Origin of the sequence: Escherichia sp. KTE159 (assembly GCF_000408805.1) — a bacterium.
Taxonomy (GTDB): domain Bacteria; phylum Pseudomonadota; class Gammaproteobacteria; order Enterobacterales; family Enterobacteriaceae; genus Escherichia; species Escherichia marmotae.
Genome location: NZ_KE137292.1, coordinates 1,057,758 through 1,075,210, shown reverse-complemented (window position 1 = coordinate 1,075,210; position 17,453 = coordinate 1,057,758). Strand labels below are relative to the sequence as shown.

Below are 17,453 nucleotides of genomic sequence, written 5' to 3'. Positions count from 1 at the left end.
AATTTTGTCGTCTTAAAAAGTGATACAGGTTGCGCCCTGTTCGGCACCGGACAGTTTTTCACGCAAGGCGCCGAATAATTCACGTCCTGTTCCTACGCGTGACGCGCTCAGGTCAGGAATGTGTGGTTCGCGAGCAGCCAGTTCCGCTTCGTCTACCAGCAACGTCAGTTCGCCTGTCTGTCCATTCACACGAATGATGTCTCCATCGCGCACTTTCGCCAGTAACCCGCCATCGTAGGCTTCTGGTGTTACGTGGATAGCTGACGGCACTTTACCTGAAGCACCGGAGAGGCGTCCATCGGTAACTAACGCAATTTTGAAACGCCGGTCCAATAATACACCAAGTGGCGGCATGAGTTTATGTAATTCTGGCATTCCGTTCGCTTTTGGCCCCTGATGACGAACAACAACCACACAATCACGGTCCAGCAAACCCGCTTCAAAGGCTGGCATAACGTCATGCTGGCTCTCGAAAACAACCGCAGGCGCTTCAATTACCTGGTTTTCAACGGGTACAGCGGAGGTTTTCATAACCGCACGGCCCAGGTTACCGCTTAACACTTTTGTCCCACCATGATGAGAGAAAGGTTGTTCGAAGGAAGCGATCACATTGCTGTCGAGCGATTTTTCTGCACCTTCTCGCCAGTCCAGCTCACCGTTATTCAGCCACGGCTCGAGGGTATAACGAGAAAGACCAAAACCCGCTACCGTATTCACATCTTCATGCAGCAGACCCGCCTTGAGCAGTTCACGCACCAGCACCGGTACGCCCCCCGCCGCCTGGAAGTGATTAATATCGGCCGGGCCGTTCGGGTAGAGACGCGCCATCAGCGGTACGACATCAGAAAGATCAGAGAAGTCATCCCAGTTAATCTGAATACCCGCCGCACGCGCCATCGCCACCAGGTGCATTGTATGGTTAGTGGAACCACCTGTTGCCAGCAGCGCCACGATACCGTTCACCACCACTTTCTCATCAATCATCTTACCGATTGGCATCCATTCATTACCATTGCCGGTCATGCGTGTAACCTGGCGCGCAGCGGCTGCAGTTAATGCATCACGCAGTGGAGAGTCCGGATGAACAAAAGAAGAGCCTGGCAACTGCATCCCCATAAATTCAACCACCATCTGATTGGTGTTGGCTGTACCGTAAAAAGTACACGTACCCGGCGCATGATAAGACGCGGCTTCTGACTCCAGCAGCGCCATACGATCCACTTTTCCTTCAGCATAAAGCTGGCGAATGCGAACTTTCTCTTTGTTTGGCAAACCACTTGCCATCGGGCCTGATGGCACAAATACCGCAGGCAGATGACCGAACGACAGTGCAGCCATCGTCAGCCCTGGGACAATCTTGTCGCACACGCCGAGGAACAGCGCGCCATCAAACATGTTATGAGACAGCCCCACCGCCGCCGACATGGCAATCACTTCGCGGCTTAACAGCGACAGCTCCATTCCGTCCTGCCCCTGGGTGACACCATCGCACATCGCCGGAACACCCCCCGCCACCTGGCCGACCGCGTTAGCTTCATGCAGTGCTTTACGAATGATCTCTGGATAATGTTCATAAGGCTGGTGGGCAGAGAGCATGTCGTTGTAGGAGGTGATAATGGCGATATTGTTACGCAACATGCTTTTCAGGGAGGCTTTGTCTTCTGGCTGGCAAGCGGCGAAACCGTGTGCCAGATTACCGCATGCCAACTGCGAACGATGAACGGTCGAGGTTTTCGCTTGTTCGATCCGGGCGAGATAAGCAGAACGAGTCGCGCGCGAACGTTCAATAATTCGATTTGTTACGCGTAACAATTGTGGATTCATAAAGGCTCCTGAAATTGAGTTGTCAGAGCAGGGTGATTCACAATGCGTTTCACTCAAGAAAAATATGACTGAAACGCCTGTAACCGGAGCTCATAGGGCAGAAACGTTTCAGTGAGTGTAATAAAAAAAGCCTCGTGGGTGAATCCACACGAGGCTCAAAAGTGTAAAAATTACTCTACAATCTGTGCAAGATCATGTTACCGGTAAAATAACCCGTAAGGATAAGTCGAGATATTACTCAAACTCATTCCAGGAGCGACCGTCACGGGTAATCATCGCCACCGAGGCAACCGGGCCCCAGGTTCCGGCCTGATACGGTTTCGGCGCATCGTTGTCCATCGCCCATGCTTCAGTAATGGAATCTACCCATTTCCACGCTTCTTCCACTTCATCGCGACGCACAAACAACGCCTGAATACCGCGCATCGTTTCCAGCAACAGACGCTCATAAGCATCAGCCAGATGCGTCTGATTAAAGGTTTCTGAATAGCTCAGATCCAGTTTGGTGATTTGCAGATTATGTTTGTGATCAAGACCAGGGACTTTATTCAACACCTGGATATCCACGCCCTCATCGGGTTGCAGACGAATAGTCAGTTTGTTCTGCGGCAGATCCTGCCACGACTCTTTGAACAGATTCAGTTCTGGTGTTTTGAAATAGACCACAACTTCAGAGCATTTTGTCGGCAGACGTTTACCTGTTCGCAGGTAGAACGGCACGCCAGCCCAACGCCAGTTATCGATGTCGACGCGGATAGCCACGAAGGTTTCCGTGTTACTGCTTTTATTCGCACCCTCTTCTTCCAGATAGCCTGGTACTTTTTTGCCCTGAGCGAAGCCTGCGGTGTATTGCCCGCGTACTGTTTTTTCACGCACATTGGTGCGGTCAATTCGACGCAATGACTTCAGTACTTTCACTTTTTCATCACGGATGCTGTCGGCGCTCAGGTCGGACGGCGGAGACATCGCAATCATGCAAAGAATTTGCAGCAGGTGGTTCTGGATCATATCGCGCATCTGACCGGCTTTATCAAAATACCCCCAGCGCCCTTCGATTCCGACCTCTTCTGCCACCGTGATCTCAACATGATCAATGGTGCGATTGTCCCAGTTGTTCACAAACAGAGAGTTAGCAAAACGCAGCGCCAGCAGGTTCAGTACCGTTTCTTTACCCAGATAGTGGTCGATACGGTAAACCTGGCACTCCTCGAAATATTCGCCTACCTGATCGTTAATTTCACGCGAAGTCGCCAGTGATGTTCCCAGCGGTTTTTCCATGACCACGCGAGCAGGTTTAGCATTCAGTTTTGCCTCACCCAGCCCTTTGCAGATCGCACCAAAGGTGCTTGGTGGCATGGCAAAGTAGTTAATGGTGATACGATTTTTTTGATCCAGCATCGCGCCAAGGCGGTTGAATGCGGCCGTGTCATTGACATCAAGATTACAAAAATCCAGACGCGCACTCAGGGTATCCCACAGACCTTCATCAATGGTTTCTTTCATGAAGGTTTCAAGCGCCTCGCGGACAACTTTGGTATATGCCGCTTTATCCCAGTCAGCACGCCCTACGCCGATAATCCGGGTGTCCGGGTTGAGCTGACCGGCTTTTTCCAGTTGATACAGGGAAGGCAGCAATTTACGACGCGCAAGGTCGCCTTTCGCGCCGAAAATGACCAGGTCACAGGCCTGGGCTGTTTGCGTTACCGCCATGTCATTCTCCTTAAGTTAACTAACCCGGTACTTAAGCCTGGGTATATTTGTAATTTTCTTACGGTGCACTGTACTGCTTTTACGGGCTTGCGAAAACTGTAAACGCTTATCCACCCGTGCGATTACAGCAAAAGCGCGCAAAGTGCGGCAAAACTGATAAAAAAACCATCGTTTTCCATTGGGTAAAAATCTGACACTGATCATGTTATGAAAAAAAATAACAACTTTTTTATCTGCTTTTGTCATTAACCCAGCACACAGGCGTAATATCTGACAAAACTGCATTTCGATTTCTTTCAGTGCGGAAATCGTCATTACCCGTGAGTCTCTTTACATCATGAATATGCTGGAAAAAATCCAGTCTCAACTGGAACATTTGAGCAAATCAGAACGCAAAGTTGCCGAGGTCATTCTTGCTTCGCCCGACAACGCGATCCATTCGAGTATTGCTGCTCTGGCGCTGGAAGCCAATGTTAGCGAGCCGACGGTGAATCGTTTCTGTCGCAGCATGGACACTCGCGGTTTTCCTGATTTTAAACTGCATCTGGCGCAAAGTCTGGCGAATGGCACTCCTTATGTTAATCGCAACGTCAATGAAGATGACAGCGTTGAATCATACACAGGGAAAATATTTGAGTCGGCAATGGCTACTCTTGATCACGTCCGTCACTCGCTGGATAAATCCGCCGTCAATCGTGCCGTTGATCTCCTCACCCAGGCGAAGAAAATTGCCTTTTTTGGATTAGGTTCTTCCGCTGCCGTTGCCCACGATGCGATGAATAAGTTTTTTCGCTTCAATGTTCCGGTGATCTACTCGGACGATATCGTACTGCAACGAATGAGTTGTATGAATTGTAGTGATGGTGACGTCGTTGTGCTGATTTCCCACACCGGCAGAACAAAAAATCTGGTTGAACTGGCGCAACTGGCGCGAGAAAACGACGCAATGGTGATTGCCCTCACCTCAGCGGGAACGCCACTCGCCCGGGAAGCAACGCTGGCAATTACCCTCGATGTACCGGAAGATACTGACATTTATATGCCCATGGTCTCTCGACTTGCACAGTTGACCGTGATAGATGTGCTGGCAACAGGATTTACTTTGCGACGCGGAACAAAATTCAGAGATAACTTGAAGCGGGTCAAGGAAGCTCTCAAGGAATCGCGTTTTGATAAGCAGTTACTTAATTTAAGTGACGATCGCTGAAACGATAGTCACTGTTCTATCCTTATACGACATTCGCATGTGTTTAATTTAGAACCGTTATCGTTTTAATTTATGCGAATTTCATGTTCAAGCAACACCTTGTTGTTTCAGTCAACGGAGTATTACATGTCCAGAAGGCTTCGCAGAACCAAAATCGTTACCACGTTAGGCCCGGCTACTGATCGCGATAATAACCTTGAAAAAGTTATCGCTGCCGGCGCAAACGTTGTACGTATGAACTTTTCTCACGGCTCGCCTGAAGATCACAAAATGCGCGCAGATAAAGTTCGTGAAATTGCCGCAAAACTGGGGCGTCATGTGGCTATTCTGGGTGACCTTCAGGGGCCAAAGATTCGTGTATCTACCTTTAAAGAAGGTAAGGTGTTCCTCAACATTGGGGACAAATTCCTGCTGGATGCTAACCTGGGTAAAGGTGAAGGCGATAAAGAAAAAGTCGGTATCGACTATAAAGGTCTGCCTGCTGACGTCGTGCCTGGCGACATCCTGCTGCTGGACGACGGTCGCGTACAGTTAAAAGTGCTGGAAGTTCAGGGCATGAAAGTGTTCACCGAAGTCACTGTCGGTGGCCCTCTCTCTAACAATAAAGGGATCAACAAACTCGGCGGCGGTCTGTCGGCTGAAGCACTGACCGAAAAAGATAAAGCTGATATTCAGACTGCCGCACTGATTGGCGTGGATTATCTGGCAGTTTCCTTCCCGCGCTGTGGCGAAGATCTGAACTATGCCCGCCGTCTGGCACGCGACGCAGGTTGTGATGCGAAAATTGTCGCCAAGGTTGAACGTGCGGAAGCCGTTTGCAGCCAGGATGCAATGGACGACATTATCCTCGCCTCTGACGTGGTGATGGTCGCACGCGGTGACCTCGGCGTTGAAATTGGCGATCCGGAACTGGTCGGCATTCAGAAGGCGTTGATCCGTCGTGCGCGCCAGCTTAACCGTGCGGTAATTACAGCGACCCAGATGATGGAGTCAATGATCACCAACCCGATGCCAACCCGTGCAGAAGTTATGGACGTGGCAAACGCCGTGCTGGATGGTACTGATGCCGTGATGCTGTCTGCAGAAACCGCTGCGGGCCAATACCCTTCAGAAACAGTTGCTGCGATGGCGCGCGTTTGCCTGGGTGCTGAAAAAATCCCGAGCATTAACGTTTCTAAACACCGTCTGGACGTTCAGTTCGATAATGTGGAAGAAGCAATCGCCATGTCCGCGATGTATGCAGCTAACCACCTGAAAGGGGTTACCGCTATCATCACCATGACCGAGTCTGGTCGTACCGCGCTGATGACCTCCCGTATCAGTTCCGGTCTGCCAATTTTCGCCATGTCTCGTCATGAGCGTACCCTGAACCTGACTGCGCTTTATCGTGGTGTCACGCCGGTCTATTTTGACAGTGCAAGTGATGGCGTAGTTGCGGCCAGCGAAGCGGTAAATCTGCTGCGCGATAAAGGCTATCTGATGTCCGGCGACCTGGTCATCGTCACCCAGGGCGACGTAATGAGTACCGTGGGTTCTACCAATACCACGCGTATTTTAACTGTTGAGTAAGTAAGTTGCCGGATGCGGCGTAAACGCCCTATCCGGCCTACAACACCTTGATAATTCAAAAGATTACAAATCGTCTGTAGGCTCGATAAAATTACTCATCAGGCAAACTTGAACTTATCAACTAACGGAAGCCTCTCCTCGTGAGAGGCTTTTTTTATTTGATGGGATAAAGATCTTTACGTTTATACGGCTGGATTTCACCAGGCTTCCGGGTCTTGAGCAATTTTAAAATCCAGGTGTATTGTTCTGGTCGCGGACCAACAAAAATCTCGACTTCTTCATTCATCCGCCGCGCAATCGTATGATCATCCGCTTCTGACAAGTCGTCCATCGGCGGGCGCACCTGAATCGTCAAACGGTGCGTCTTGCCATCATAAATCGGAAACAGCGGTACGACGCGCGCACGACACACTTTCATCAAACGACCAATCGCGGGCAGCGTCGCTTTATAGGTTGCAAAGAAATCAACAAATTCGCTGTGCTCCGGGCCATGATCCTGATCGGGCAAATAATAGCCCCAGTAGCCCTGACGAACCGACTGGATGAACGGTTTAATGCCATCATTTCTCGCGTGAAGACGTCCGCCAAAACGACGACGCACGGTGTTCCAGACATAATCAAAAACTGGATTGCCCTGATTATGGAACATTGCCGCCATTTTCTGTCCTTGCGAGGCCATCAACATGGCGGGGATATCCACTGCCCAGCCGTGCGGCACCAGAAAGATCACTTTCTCGTTGTTACGCCGCATCTCTTCGATGATCTCCAGCCCCTGCCAGTCGACGCGCGGCTGAATTTTCTCCGGCCCACGTATCGCCAGTTCCGCCATCATCGCCATCGCCTGGGGCGCTGTGGCAAACATCTCATCAACAATCGCTTCGCGTTCGGCTTCGCTACGTTCCGGAAAACAGAGGGACAGGTTGATCAACGCACGACGGCGCGAGCTTTTTCCCAGTCGTCCGGCAAAACGCCCGAGTCGCGCCAGAATGGGATCGCGGAATTTCGGAGGTGTTAAAGCAATACCGGCCATCGCCGCCACGCCCAACCAGGCTCCCCAGTAGCGCGGATGGCGAAAGGATTTATCAAACTCAGGAATGTATTCACTATTATTTTTTTTCGTTTCCATGCTTTTCAAGTTTCGGATAAGGCAAAAATCAATCTGCTGATAGTGTAGCGGCGCAATTTGCCCCGCACCAAATAAAAAAGCCGGTACTGACTGCGTACCGGCTGCGAATGGATGTTAATTAATCAAACAGTAGCTGCGGCACAATCTCTTTGGCCTGCGCCAGGAACTCGCGACGATCGGAACCTGTCAGCCCTTCGGTACGCGGCAGTTTCGCCGTCAGCGGGTTTACAGCCTGCTGGTTGATCCATACTTCATAGTGCAGGTGTGGTCCGGTTGAACGCCCGGTGTTACCGGATAGCGCGATACGATCGCCACGTTTCACCTTCTGCCCCGGTTTCACCAGAATCTTACGCAAGTGCATATAACGCGTGGTATAGCTACGACCATGACGGATCGCAACATAATAACCTGCAGCGCCACTGCGTTTGGCTACTACCACTTCACCGTCACCCACCGAAAGCACCGGTGTACCCTGTGGCATCGCGAAATCAACACCTCTGTGTGGTGCAACACGACCAGTTACCGGGTTCAGACGACGCGGGTTAAAGTTAGACGAGATGCGGAACTGTTTCGCCGTCGGGAATCGCAAGAAACCTTTCGCCAGGCCAGTACCGTTACGGTCATAGAACTTGCCATCTTCAGCGCGGATTGCGTAATAATCTTTGCCTTCAGAACGCAAACGCACGCCCAGCAACTGGCTTTGCTCACGTTTGCCATCAAGCATTTCACGCGACATTAATACAGCAAATTCATCGCCTTTTTTCACCTTCCGAAAGTCCATCTGCCACTGTAGCGCTTTGATCACTGCGCTCACTTCAGCGCTGGTCAAACCAGCATTTCTGGCGCTGGCAACAAAGCTCGACCCAACGGTGCCTTTCAGTAGATTATTAACCCACTCCCCTTGCTGCATTTCGCTGGTCATTTTAAAACCATTAGCAGCAGTGCGATCATAGGTACGGGTTTCGCGGCGAGAAACTTCCCAGGTCAGACGCTGTAAATCGCCCTCTGCGGTTAATGTCCAGGAGAGTTGTTGACCAATTTTCAGGTTACGCAGATCTTTATCCGCAGCAGCCAGTTGGGTGATATCACCCATCTCAATACCATATTGATTGAGGATGCTACTTAGCGTATCGCCTGTGGAAACGACATATTCATGCACACCCGCTTCACCAGCGGTTTTGTCGTCCAGTTCGTCCTGCGGAATGGCTTCATCTTCTTGTGCGGTTTGATCAATCGGTTCACTGGCTTCAGGTAAGAGTGAACGGATTTCGTTCTGTTCCAGCTCAATTGTTTTGACAATTGGCGTGGCGTCGCGGTGGTAAACATAGGGCCGCCAGACAGCGACGGCCAGGGTAAGAACGGTGAGCGACCCCAGCATAACGCGGTGTGGTCGCGGTAAATTATTAAACGCCAGGGCGACAGAGCGGGCTATCTGTTGCACGTAATCACTTCCTCATTAATCTCCTTTCAGGCAGCTCGCATACTGGTTGGCTAATTGATTCAGAAACTCTGAATAACTTGTTTTACCCAGTTTGATATTCGTCCCAAGGGGATCCAACGTTCCCATACGAACGGATGTCCCTCGTGCGACGCTTTCAACGACCGCTGGCCTGAACTGTGGCTCAGCAAAAACGCAGGTTGCTTTTTGCTCAACCAACTGTGTTCTTATTTGATGTAAACGCTGCGCGCCCGGTTGAATCTCTGGGTTAACGGTAAAATGACCAAGCGGTGTCAGTCCGAATTGTTTTTCGAAGTAGCCATAAGCATCATGAAAAACGAAATAACCTTTTCCCTTGAGCGGCGCGAGCTCATTACCAACCTGTTTATCGGTTGCAACTAATTGTGCCTCAAAATCCTTCAGGTTGGCGTCAAGTTTGGCTCGACTTTGCGGCATAAGTTCCACTAATTTTCCATGGATTGCAACCGCTGTAGCCCGCGCTATCTCTGGGGAAAGCCAAAGATGCATGTTGAAATCGCCGTGATGGTGATCTTCGTCACTTTTTTCCGCGTGGTTATGATCATCATCATCGTCGTGAATACTTTTCATCAGCAGCGGTTTTACATTCTCAAGCTGCGCAATCGTTACCTGTTTCTCCTCTGGTAATTTGCTCACCGGCTTTTGCATAAACGCTTCCATCTCCGGGCCAACCCAAACGACTAAGTCCGCGTTCTGTAAGCGTTTTACATCCGATGGACGCAGTGAATAATCGTGTTCAGAAGCACCGTCCGGAAGTAATACCTCGGTCTCTGTTACCCCATCAGCAATGGCGGAAGCGATGAATCCGACAGGTTTAAGCGAAGCAACAACGGCGGCATTTGCGGCCTGTGTTGCGCCCCCCCAGAGAGCAGCGGATAATGCTGCGAAAAGAAGCGTTTTTTTATGTAACATAATGCGACCAATCATCGTAATGAATATGAGAAGTGTGATATTATAACATTTCATGACTACTGCAAGACTAAAATTAACATGACAAGTCTGGTTTCCCTGGAAAATGTTTCGGTCTCTTTTGGCCAACGCCGCGTCCTCTCTGATGTGTCGCTGGAACTTAAACCTGGAAAAATTTTGACCTTACTTGGGCCGAACGGTGCCGGTAAGTCGACGCTAGTGCGGGTTGTGCTCGGACTGGTAACACCTGATGAAGGTGTTATCAAGCGCCACGGAAAACTGCGCATCGGATATGTGCCGCAGAAGCTGTATCTCGACACCACGTTGCCACTAACTGTAAACCGTTTCTTACGCTTACGCCCCAGTACACATAAAGAAGACATTCTGCCTGCACTGAAACGCGTTCAGGCCGGGCATCTGATTGACGCGCCAATGCAAAAGCTCTCTGGTGGTGAAACGCAGCGTGTATTGTTGGCACGCGCGTTGTTAAATCAACCGCAATTATTAGTGCTGGATGAACCTACTCAGGGCGTGGATGTGAATGGTCAGGTTGCGCTGTACGACCTTATTGACCAACTGCGCCGCGAACTGGATTGCGGCGTTTTAATGGTGTCTCACGATCTGCATCTGGTGATGGCCAAAACCGATGAAGTACTTTGTCTGAATCATCACATCTGTTGTTCCGGCACACCGGAAGTCGTTTCCCTGCATCCGGAATTTATTTCGATGTTCGGACCTCGGGGTGCTGAACAGCTAGGTATCTATCGCCATCATCATAATCACCGCCACGATTTACAGGGGCGAATTATTCTGCGTCGGGGAAATGACCGCTCATGATTGAATTATTATTTCCCGGTTGGTTAGCCGGGATCATGCTGGCCTGTGCTGCAGGTCCGCTGGGTTCGTTTGTTGTCTGGCGTCGTATGTCTTATTTCGGTGACACGCTGGCTCATGCGTCTTTACTGGGAGTCGCGTTTGGTTTGTTACTGGATGTGAATCCTTTCTATGCGGTGATTGCGGTTACGCTGCTGCTGGCGGGCGGCCTGGTATGGCTGGAGAAGCGCCCACAACTTGCGATCGATACGTTATTGGGAATTATGGCGCACAGTGCATTGTCGCTGGGTCTGGTCGTCGTCAGCCTGATGTCTAACATTCGCGTTGACTTGATGGCATACCTGTTCGGTGATTTGCTGGCAGTAACACCGGAAGATCTTATCGCTATTGCGATTGGCGTGGTTATCGTGGTGGCGATTCTGTTCTGGCAATGGCGCAATTTACTGTCGATGACGATTAGCCCGGATCTGGCGTTTGTTGATGGTGTGAAATTACAGCGTGTGAAATTGTTGTTGATGCTGGTGACCGCATTGACGATTGGCGTAGCAATGAAATTTGTTGGCGCGTTGATTATTACCTCGCTGTTGATTATTCCTGCGGCTACTGCGCGCCGTTTTGCCCGCACGCCGGAACAGATGGCTGGTGTCGCTGTTGTAGTAGGAATGGTTGCTGTAACGGGCGGTTTAACATTTTCCGCGTTTTACGATACGCCAGCAGGCCCCTCGGTGGTGTTGTGTGCAGCGCTGTTGTTCATTCTCAGTATGATGAAAAAGCAGACCAGCTAAGTTGCGACTGGCACTATACAGTGCCAGTTTCATCAACCAGGCCACCACATTGCGGACATAATCAAAAAAAACATACCGTTAAGAACGATCGAACAGTGAGAACATAAATCTGTATATGTTCTGAATGAGACCCGTGTTCGGGTTCGACGAATTAAACGGCTATATTAGCAAATCTCCTTTTACAGCTATTCTCCCTCTCAAAAAAGCGAAATCAGATCAACCCCCTCTCACTTGTGAGGGATATTATCGTCTCTCTGGAAAATGCCCGTACAGGCAGATACATAATCTCTGGAAACTGGTAATAAATACAGTAGTGTGGCACGGCGAAATATATGTATTAGCAGGGAAATATTTATACAAAAAATGGATAATTACCATCAAATGCAATCTTGCGATTAAAGATCATTTCACATCATCAGAAACAGAAAGCGGTATACGGATGATCAATCTTAGGCAGGCCGTTATTAATGTGCTGATAATTCAGATGGCTTTTACCAGAATAGGTAAATAACCTTATATTGAGGTTCATCTTCGTTCCTCACTTGATGGCAAGAAATAACAAAGGTGGTAAACGGCATGCACCTGGCTCATTTGGTGCTAACTGAAACAACATTCTAAAAAGAGCAGCTATGTGTTTGTAACGTGTACAAATCAAGGCGCACATTTGCTTGTAGAGCACTAAGCGCAGGTCATTGCTGCACAAATGGGGCAGATTTCTGCTCAGATGGGTGTCAGACAATAATGGCAATCCACTGGCAATTCTGGATGCTAATTTCAGTTCTGATGCACCAACAATGCCCCATGCACAAAACAAGTAATCCCTTCGGTTTCAGTTGCTCACTGTGCCCAGTCAGGTTTATTGAGTATATGATCCTGCCAGTCGATCACTTCTGATTCTTTCACCGCGATATGACGTACGGAGATTCGCTCACCATGCATTGCCGCTTTCGAACCGGTAATCAGTGGATGCCACCCTGGCAATGCCTTCCCTTCCGCCAGCAACCGATAAGCACAGGTCATCGGTAGCCATTCGAATGTTGGCAGATTCTCACGGGTTAATTTAATGCAGTCAGGTTCAAACTCGAAGCGGCGTTCGTAGTTACGACATTGACAGGTTTTAATATTAAGCTGACGGCAAGCGACGTTAGTGAAGTAGATTTCGTCAGTATCTTCATCCATCAGTTTATGCAGACAGCACTGACCACAACCATCACACAACGACTCCCATTCTGCATCGCTCATTTCATCCAGGGTTTTACTTTGCCAGAAAGGTATATCGCTCATCAGGTGTTCCGCCATTACGTTAAAACGCACCTTATAACCAGTCTGGCACAGCGTTGCAAGTATTGCCGCCTCTTTCAGGCGGCAAAAAGTATTACAAAACGCGAGTTGTCAACGAATGACTACCGAAAGTGATGATCAGTTCATCACCGCTGTGTAGTGGTCCAACACCATCAGGCGTGCCTGTTAGTACAACGTCACCAGGCTTGAGGGTAAAAAACTTGCTCATATAAGCAATCAGCGGAACGATTTTATGGATCATATCTGCCGTTGTACCCTGTTGACGAACGACACCATTTACACTTAAGCCTAGCGACGTATTTTGTGGATCGCCAGTGAACTCTGCAGCGGGAATAAACCCGGACAGTGGGCAAGAGTTATCAAACCCTTTAGCTTTTTCCCATGGCTGCCCGGCTTTCTTCATCTTTCCCTGAACATCACGTAATGTCAGATCGAGCGCCACACCATAACCGGCAATGGCTTTGCGTACATGCTCTTCCGTGGCCTGGCGTAGCGTCGCGCCGATCAACACCGCCAGTTCAACCTCATGATGAACCGCACCGAAATCAGAGGGGATGGCCAATGGCTGGCGCAGATCGCACAGTGCCGTTTCGGGTTTAATGAACAACACTGGCTCTTCAGGCACTTCACTCCCCATCTCTTTAATATGTTTGGCATAATTACTGCCAACACAGACCACTTTACTCACCGGATAATCCAGCAGCGCACCTTGCCAGTTGTGATGTTGATACATAACGTTCCTCTCACTTCATCGTGGTTCTTAAAACCCGCTCCGACAAATATGGTGCCACCGCCGGATATCGGTTATTTTTTAGTGCTGTCTGTATTTTTCGCCATCACAGAAAGATGTTGCTTCAGCAAATCCTCGGGAGGTGGTGGCAATTGAAGATAATAGCCATGCTCAGCTAATGCCTGTTTAACTTTCTCAATATCGGCATTTACCAGTTTCTTTCTCCCGTCCAATGGAAGAATCATCGCAAGTTGAGGTTGACCAAAACCTTTCATCAGCTCCTCTGGAACACGCGAAAAGTCGTCTTTTTTTTCAACATATAAATAGGTCTGGTCACGTTTGCTACTTCGATAGATCACACAAAACATAATTTTACTCTGAATAAATGGGGGGGTGACTTGCCTCAATATAATCCAGACTATAACATGCCTTATAGTCTTCGTAATATCATCGCACGCTGATGATGATGGTAATTAGCTAATTGAGTAAGGCCAGGATGTCAAACACGCCAATCGAGCTTAAAGGTAGCAGCTTCACCTTATCTGTGGTTCATCTGCATGAGGCAGAACCTAAGGTTATTCATCAGGCGCTGGAAGACAAAATCGCTCAGGCTCCCGCATTTTTAAAGCATGCCCCCATCGTACTCAATGTCAGTGGCCTCGAAGAACAGGTCAACTGGTCTGCAATGCATAAAGCTATCTCGGCAACGGGCTTGCGGATCATTGGTGTCAGTGGCTGCAAAAATGCGAAACTGAAAGCTGAAATCGAAAAAATGGGGTTGCCAATCCTGACTGAAGGAAAGGAAAAAGCGCCGCGTCCAGCTCCTGCCCCCCAGGCTCCTGCGAAAAATACAACGCCGGACACAAAAACGCGCTTAATAGATACCCCAGTGCGTTCCGGTCAGCGCATTTATGCGCCACAATGTGATCTAATTGTTACAAGCCATGTTAGCGCAGGGGCAGAATTGATCGCAGATGGTAACATTCATGTCTATGGCATGATGCGCGGTCGTGCGCTGGCGGGGGCAAGTGGTGATCGGGAAGCACAAATATTTTGTACGAGCCTGATGGCAGAACTGGTCTCTATCGCAGGTGAATACTGGCTGAGTGATAAAATCCCAGCAGAATTTTATGGCAAAGCGGCACGGCTGCAATTAGTCGAAAACGCTTTGACCGTTCAATCGTTAAATTGATCCCTTTTTAACAAGGAATTTTTATGGCACGCATTATTGTTGTTACTTCGGGGAAAGGGGGCGTTGGAAAGACAACCTCCAGCGCGGCCATCGCCACTGGTTTGGCCCAGAAGGGAAAGAAAACTGTCGTGATCGATTTTGATATCGGCTTGCGTAATCTCGACCTGATTATGGGTTGCGAGCGCCGGGTCGTTTACGATTTCGTCAACGTCATTCAGGGCGATGCAACGCTAAATCAGGCTTTAATTAAAGATAAGCGTACTGAAAACCTCTATATTCTTCCGGCATCACAAACTCGCGATAAAGACGCCCTTACCCGCGAAGGGGTCGCCAAAGTTCTTGATGACCTAAAAGCAATGGATTTTGAGTTTATTGTTTGTGACTCACCGGCGGGTATTGAAACCGGTGCATTAATGGCGCTCTATTTCGCAGATGAAGCTATTATAACCACGAACCCGGAAGTCTCATCAGTTCGTGACTCAGACCGTATTTTAGGTATTCTGGCGTCGAAATCCCGTCGAGCAGAAAACGGTGAAGAACCGATTAAAGAGCACCTGCTATTAACGCGCTATAACCCAGGCCGCGTTAACAGAGGCGACATGTTGAGCATGGAAGACGTACTGGAGATCCTGCGCATCAAGCTCGTCGGCGTGATCCCAGAGGATCAATCAGTATTGCGCGCCTCTAACCAGGGGGAACCGGTTATTCTCGATATCAACGCCGATGCGGGTAAAGCCTATGCTGATACCGTAGAACGTCTGTTGGGAGAAGAACGCCCTTTCCGCTTCATTGAAGAAGAGAAGAAAGGTTTCCTCAAACGCTTGTTCGGAGGATAAGTTATGGCATTACTCGATTTCTTTCTCTCACGGAAGAAAAACACGGCCAATATTGCAAAAGAACGGTTGCAAATTATTGTTGCTGAACGCCGGCGCAGCGATGCAGAACCGCACTATCTGCCGCAGTTGCGTAAAGATATTCTTGATGTCATTTGTAAATACGTACAAATCGATCCCGAGATGGTGACTGTTCAGCTTGAGCAAAAAGATGGTGATATTTCCATCCTTGAGCTTAACGTGACCTTGCCGGAAGCAGAAGAGCTGAAATAAGCCGTATTAGCTCAGACCTGATCTGACAGTTACCGGTGATTTATACAGGTATCTGTCAGATTACATCCGATTTAAGTTTTTCTCTGCCTGGCTACCCCCTTCCCCGCCAAACAGATTCACATTACTGCCGCCAGAAGATAATCACTTACATTACGTTTTCTGATAAATATTGTTCACATATAAATTACACAATAATATTGATATTTCAGATCACCTTACCTTTACAATACCACGTTAACATTTGATGACATTTCTTGAATAAACATTTCAAATCAATGAGTTAATTATTATTTAAGATTATTCCCATTCAAGCAAAAACCATAATTCTTATTATACAAACCGCGCTCATTTTGAATTATCTGAATAATAGAGAGCGTTCTTTAGTTAAGCTGTTCTTAATTGAAGACGAAATTATTGTGTGTGCAACTTACTAAATACCGGACATCTAAGTTGAAGAAAAAAATACTCGCCTTAGGGCTTATCTCAGCATTGCTCTGCTCCGCGCCAGCGATGGCGGATATGAATCGCACCACGAAAGGTGCACTGTTAGGCGCAGGCGTTGGTTTACTGACTGGCAATGGTGTTAATGGCGTACTGAAAGGTGCTGCTGTGGGCGCTGGCGTTGGTGCAGTAACAGAAAAAGGCCACGATGGTAAAAATGCCCGTAAAGGCGCAAAAGTGGGTGCCGCCGTTGGCGCGGTCACTGGCGTTCTGACCGGCAATGGTCTTGAAGGCGCAATTAAAGGTGCCGTAATTGGCGGTACGGGTGGTGCAATTCTGGGTAAAATGAAATAAGGAATGATGATGAAAAAATTTGCTTTACTGGCGGGGCTGTTCGTCTTCGCACCAATGACCTGGGCTCAGGACTATAATATTAAGAATGGTTTGCCAGCAGAAACCTATATTACCTGCGCAGAAGCCAACGAAATGGCAAAAACTGACAGCGCACAGGTTGCAGATATCGTTGCGGTAATGGGTAACGCCAGCGTTACCAGCCGTGATTTAAAGATTGAGCAATCACCGGAACTGAGTGCCAAAGTGGTAGAAAAACTGAATCAGGTTTGTGCCAAAGATCCGCAAATGCTGTTAATTACCGCAATTGATGACACCATGCGTGCCATCGGTAAAAAATAATCGATAATGTAGCACCGCGCCGATTGATTCGACGCGGTGTATTTTTAGCGGGTGAACAGACTTACAGACAATACTGAAGCACTGATTATTTATTTTGGTGATTTTATTGATTTAGTTTTTTATTCTTCACAAAAACTATTTCCCTGCAATCATATTCGTATACGCGTTACTCACCGCCAAAGCAATTCCTCAAATTAAACCCGGATAGTTTTTCAGTTTTAATGATTAATTATTCAATGATTGGACTTATAAACACGCCTGATCAAATATCCTATAAGTCCAGATTATCAAAATATAATAAAAAAGATTAATGTTGATCCCTTTGACTTACAAACTTTTCTCTTAATCGGTTAAGCAAATTGATCACCAACCAAACAAGTGCATTGATTAAATTTATGGTAACCAGCACTTCTCCCAGCCAGATGCTGGGTTTGGCGACCAGGATCACCAGAATGGTGATCAGCATAAACGCGATGGAGAAGATGATATACAAAGTGAAATAATCCAGGCTATTACTATTGTTCATGCTACTGACGGCGATCCTGAAA

At 48.4% G+C, this 17,453-nt stretch carries 20 protein-coding genes; 10 read left to right on the top strand and 10 right to left on the bottom strand.

Going from position 1 to position 17,453, the window contains the following annotated elements; genetic code table 11:
• Positions 1 to 12: 12 nt before the first annotated feature.
• From edd to A31E_RS0122415, 3 genes are all read right to left on the bottom strand, one after another.
• Positions 13 to 1,824 (bottom strand): phosphogluconate dehydratase, encoded by a 1,812-nt coding sequence (edd, locus tag A31E_RS16345; RefSeq protein ID WP_001516259.1) that lies wholly within the window; start codon positions 1,822 to 1,824, stop codon positions 13 to 15.
• Between the two features lie 234 nt (positions 1,825 to 2,058).
• Positions 2,059 to 3,534, bottom strand: coding sequence for a glucose-6-phosphate dehydrogenase (gene zwf, locus A31E_RS16350; RefSeq protein WP_000301721.1), 1,476 nt, complete (start codon positions 3,532 to 3,534; stop codon positions 2,059 to 2,061).
• A gap of 15 nt (positions 3,535 to 3,549) precedes the next feature.
• Entirely contained in the window at positions 3,550 to 3,849 is a 300-nt protein-coding gene (locus tag A31E_RS0122415) for a hypothetical protein (RefSeq protein WP_000155615.1), read from the bottom strand.
• A gap of 22 nt (positions 3,850 to 3,871) precedes the next feature.
• On the opposite strand from A31E_RS0122415, the gene hexR reads away from it, so the two are divergent.
• Complete coding sequence (hexR, locus tag A31E_RS16355; RefSeq protein WP_001056699.1) at positions 3,872 to 4,741, top strand: DNA-binding transcriptional regulator HexR; 870 nt, start codon at positions 3,872 to 3,874, stop codon at positions 4,739 to 4,741.
• A gap of 126 nt (positions 4,742 to 4,867) precedes the next feature.
• The gene (gene pyk / locus A31E_RS16360) at positions 4,868 to 6,310 is read left to right on the top strand and encodes a pyruvate kinase (RefSeq protein WP_000091161.1); all 1,443 of its coding nucleotides are present in this window, start codon (positions 4,868 to 4,870) and stop codon (positions 6,308 to 6,310) included.
• A 154-nt stretch (positions 6,311 to 6,464) separates the two neighbouring features.
• Here pyk and lpxM read toward each other — a convergent pair whose 3' ends face one another.
• From lpxM to znuA, 3 genes are all read right to left on the bottom strand, one after another.
• Complete coding sequence (lpxM, locus tag A31E_RS16365; RefSeq protein WP_001516257.1) at positions 6,465 to 7,436, bottom strand: lauroyl-Kdo(2)-lipid IV(A) myristoyltransferase; 972 nt, start codon at positions 7,434 to 7,436, stop codon at positions 6,465 to 6,467.
• Positions 7,437 to 7,554: 118 nt separating this feature from the next.
• On the bottom strand, positions 7,555 to 8,877 hold the full coding sequence (gene mepM, locus A31E_RS16370) for a murein DD-endopeptidase MepM (RefSeq protein WP_001184055.1): 1,323 nt from the start codon (positions 8,875 to 8,877) through the stop codon (positions 7,555 to 7,557).
• Between the two features lie 15 nt (positions 8,878 to 8,892).
• On the bottom strand, positions 8,893 to 9,825 hold the full coding sequence (gene znuA / locus A31E_RS16375) for a zinc ABC transporter substrate-binding protein ZnuA (RefSeq protein ID WP_010376204.1): 933 nt from the start codon (positions 9,823 to 9,825) through the stop codon (positions 8,893 to 8,895).
• 78 nt (positions 9,826 to 9,903) lie between these two features.
• Between znuA and znuC the strand changes: the two genes are divergently transcribed.
• Both znuC and znuB read left to right on the top strand, forming a co-directional pair.
• Positions 9,904 to 10,659: a zinc ABC transporter ATP-binding protein ZnuC gene (znuC, locus tag A31E_RS16380; protein ID WP_001516255.1), complete on the top strand. Its 756-nt coding sequence runs from the start codon at positions 9,904 to 9,906 to the stop codon at positions 10,657 to 10,659.
• Entirely contained in the window at positions 10,656 to 11,441 is a 786-nt protein-coding gene (znuB, locus tag A31E_RS16385) for a zinc ABC transporter permease subunit ZnuB (RefSeq protein WP_000571466.1), read from the top strand. The genes znuC and znuB overlap by 4 nt, the downstream gene beginning before the upstream one ends.
• Before the next feature lie 837 nt (positions 11,442 to 12,278).
• Here the strand turns inward: znuB and A31E_RS16390 are convergent.
• From A31E_RS16390 to A31E_RS16400, 3 genes are all read right to left on the bottom strand, one after another.
• Positions 12,279 to 12,725 (bottom strand): YcgN family cysteine cluster protein, encoded by a 447-nt coding sequence (locus tag A31E_RS16390; RefSeq protein WP_001516253.1) that lies wholly within the window; start codon positions 12,723 to 12,725, stop codon positions 12,279 to 12,281.
• A gap of 91 nt (positions 12,726 to 12,816) precedes the next feature.
• On the bottom strand, positions 12,817 to 13,476 hold the full coding sequence (locus A31E_RS16395; RefSeq protein WP_000284291.1) for a fumarylacetoacetate hydrolase family protein: 660 nt from the start codon (positions 13,474 to 13,476) through the stop codon (positions 12,817 to 12,819).
• Positions 13,477 to 13,547: 71 nt separating this feature from the next.
• Positions 13,548 to 13,841 carry a YcgL domain-containing protein gene (locus A31E_RS16400; RefSeq protein ID WP_001516252.1) on the bottom strand — a complete coding sequence of 98 codons (294 nt, stop codon included), beginning with the start codon at positions 13,839 to 13,841 and terminating at the stop codon, positions 13,548 to 13,550.
• A gap of 128 nt (positions 13,842 to 13,969) precedes the next feature.
• Between A31E_RS16400 and minC the strand changes: the two genes are divergently transcribed.
• The 6 genes from minC (at position 13,970) to A31E_RS16425 (ending at position 16,905) form a co-directional block, all read left to right on the top strand.
• The gene (gene minC / locus A31E_RS16405; RefSeq protein WP_001516251.1) at positions 13,970 to 14,665 is read left to right on the top strand and encodes a septum site-determining protein MinC; all 696 of its coding nucleotides are present in this window, start codon (positions 13,970 to 13,972) and stop codon (positions 14,663 to 14,665) included.
• Between the two features lie 23 nt (positions 14,666 to 14,688).
• Positions 14,689 to 15,501 (top strand): septum site-determining protein MinD, encoded by an 813-nt coding sequence (gene minD, locus A31E_RS16410; RefSeq protein ID WP_000101053.1) that lies wholly within the window; start codon positions 14,689 to 14,691, stop codon positions 15,499 to 15,501.
• A 3-nt stretch (positions 15,502 to 15,504) separates the two neighbouring features.
• Positions 15,505 to 15,771 (top strand): cell division topological specificity factor MinE, encoded by a 267-nt coding sequence (gene minE, locus A31E_RS16415; protein ID WP_001185664.1) that lies wholly within the window; start codon positions 15,505 to 15,507, stop codon positions 15,769 to 15,771.
• Positions 15,772 to 16,067: 296 nt separating this feature from the next.
• Complete coding sequence (locus A31E_RS26740; protein WP_228988174.1) at positions 16,068 to 16,205, top strand: hypothetical protein; 138 nt, start codon at positions 16,068 to 16,070, stop codon at positions 16,203 to 16,205.
• A 16-nt stretch (positions 16,206 to 16,221) separates the two neighbouring features.
• Positions 16,222 to 16,566: a YMGG-like glycine zipper-containing protein gene (locus A31E_RS16420; protein ID WP_000726984.1), complete on the top strand. Its 345-nt coding sequence runs from the start codon at positions 16,222 to 16,224 to the stop codon at positions 16,564 to 16,566.
• 3 nt (positions 16,567 to 16,569) lie between these two features.
• Entirely contained in the window at positions 16,570 to 16,905 is a 336-nt protein-coding gene (locus tag A31E_RS16425; protein WP_000979974.1) for a YmgD family protein, read from the top strand.
• A gap of 307 nt (positions 16,906 to 17,212) precedes the next feature.
• Here A31E_RS16425 and ymgF read toward each other — a convergent pair whose 3' ends face one another.
• Positions 17,213 to 17,431 carry a cell division-associated protein YmgF gene (gene ymgF / locus A31E_RS16430; protein ID WP_001065870.1) on the bottom strand — a complete coding sequence of 73 codons (219 nt, stop codon included), beginning with the start codon at positions 17,429 to 17,431 and terminating at the stop codon, positions 17,213 to 17,215.
• Positions 17,432 to 17,453 lie beyond the last annotated feature (22 nt).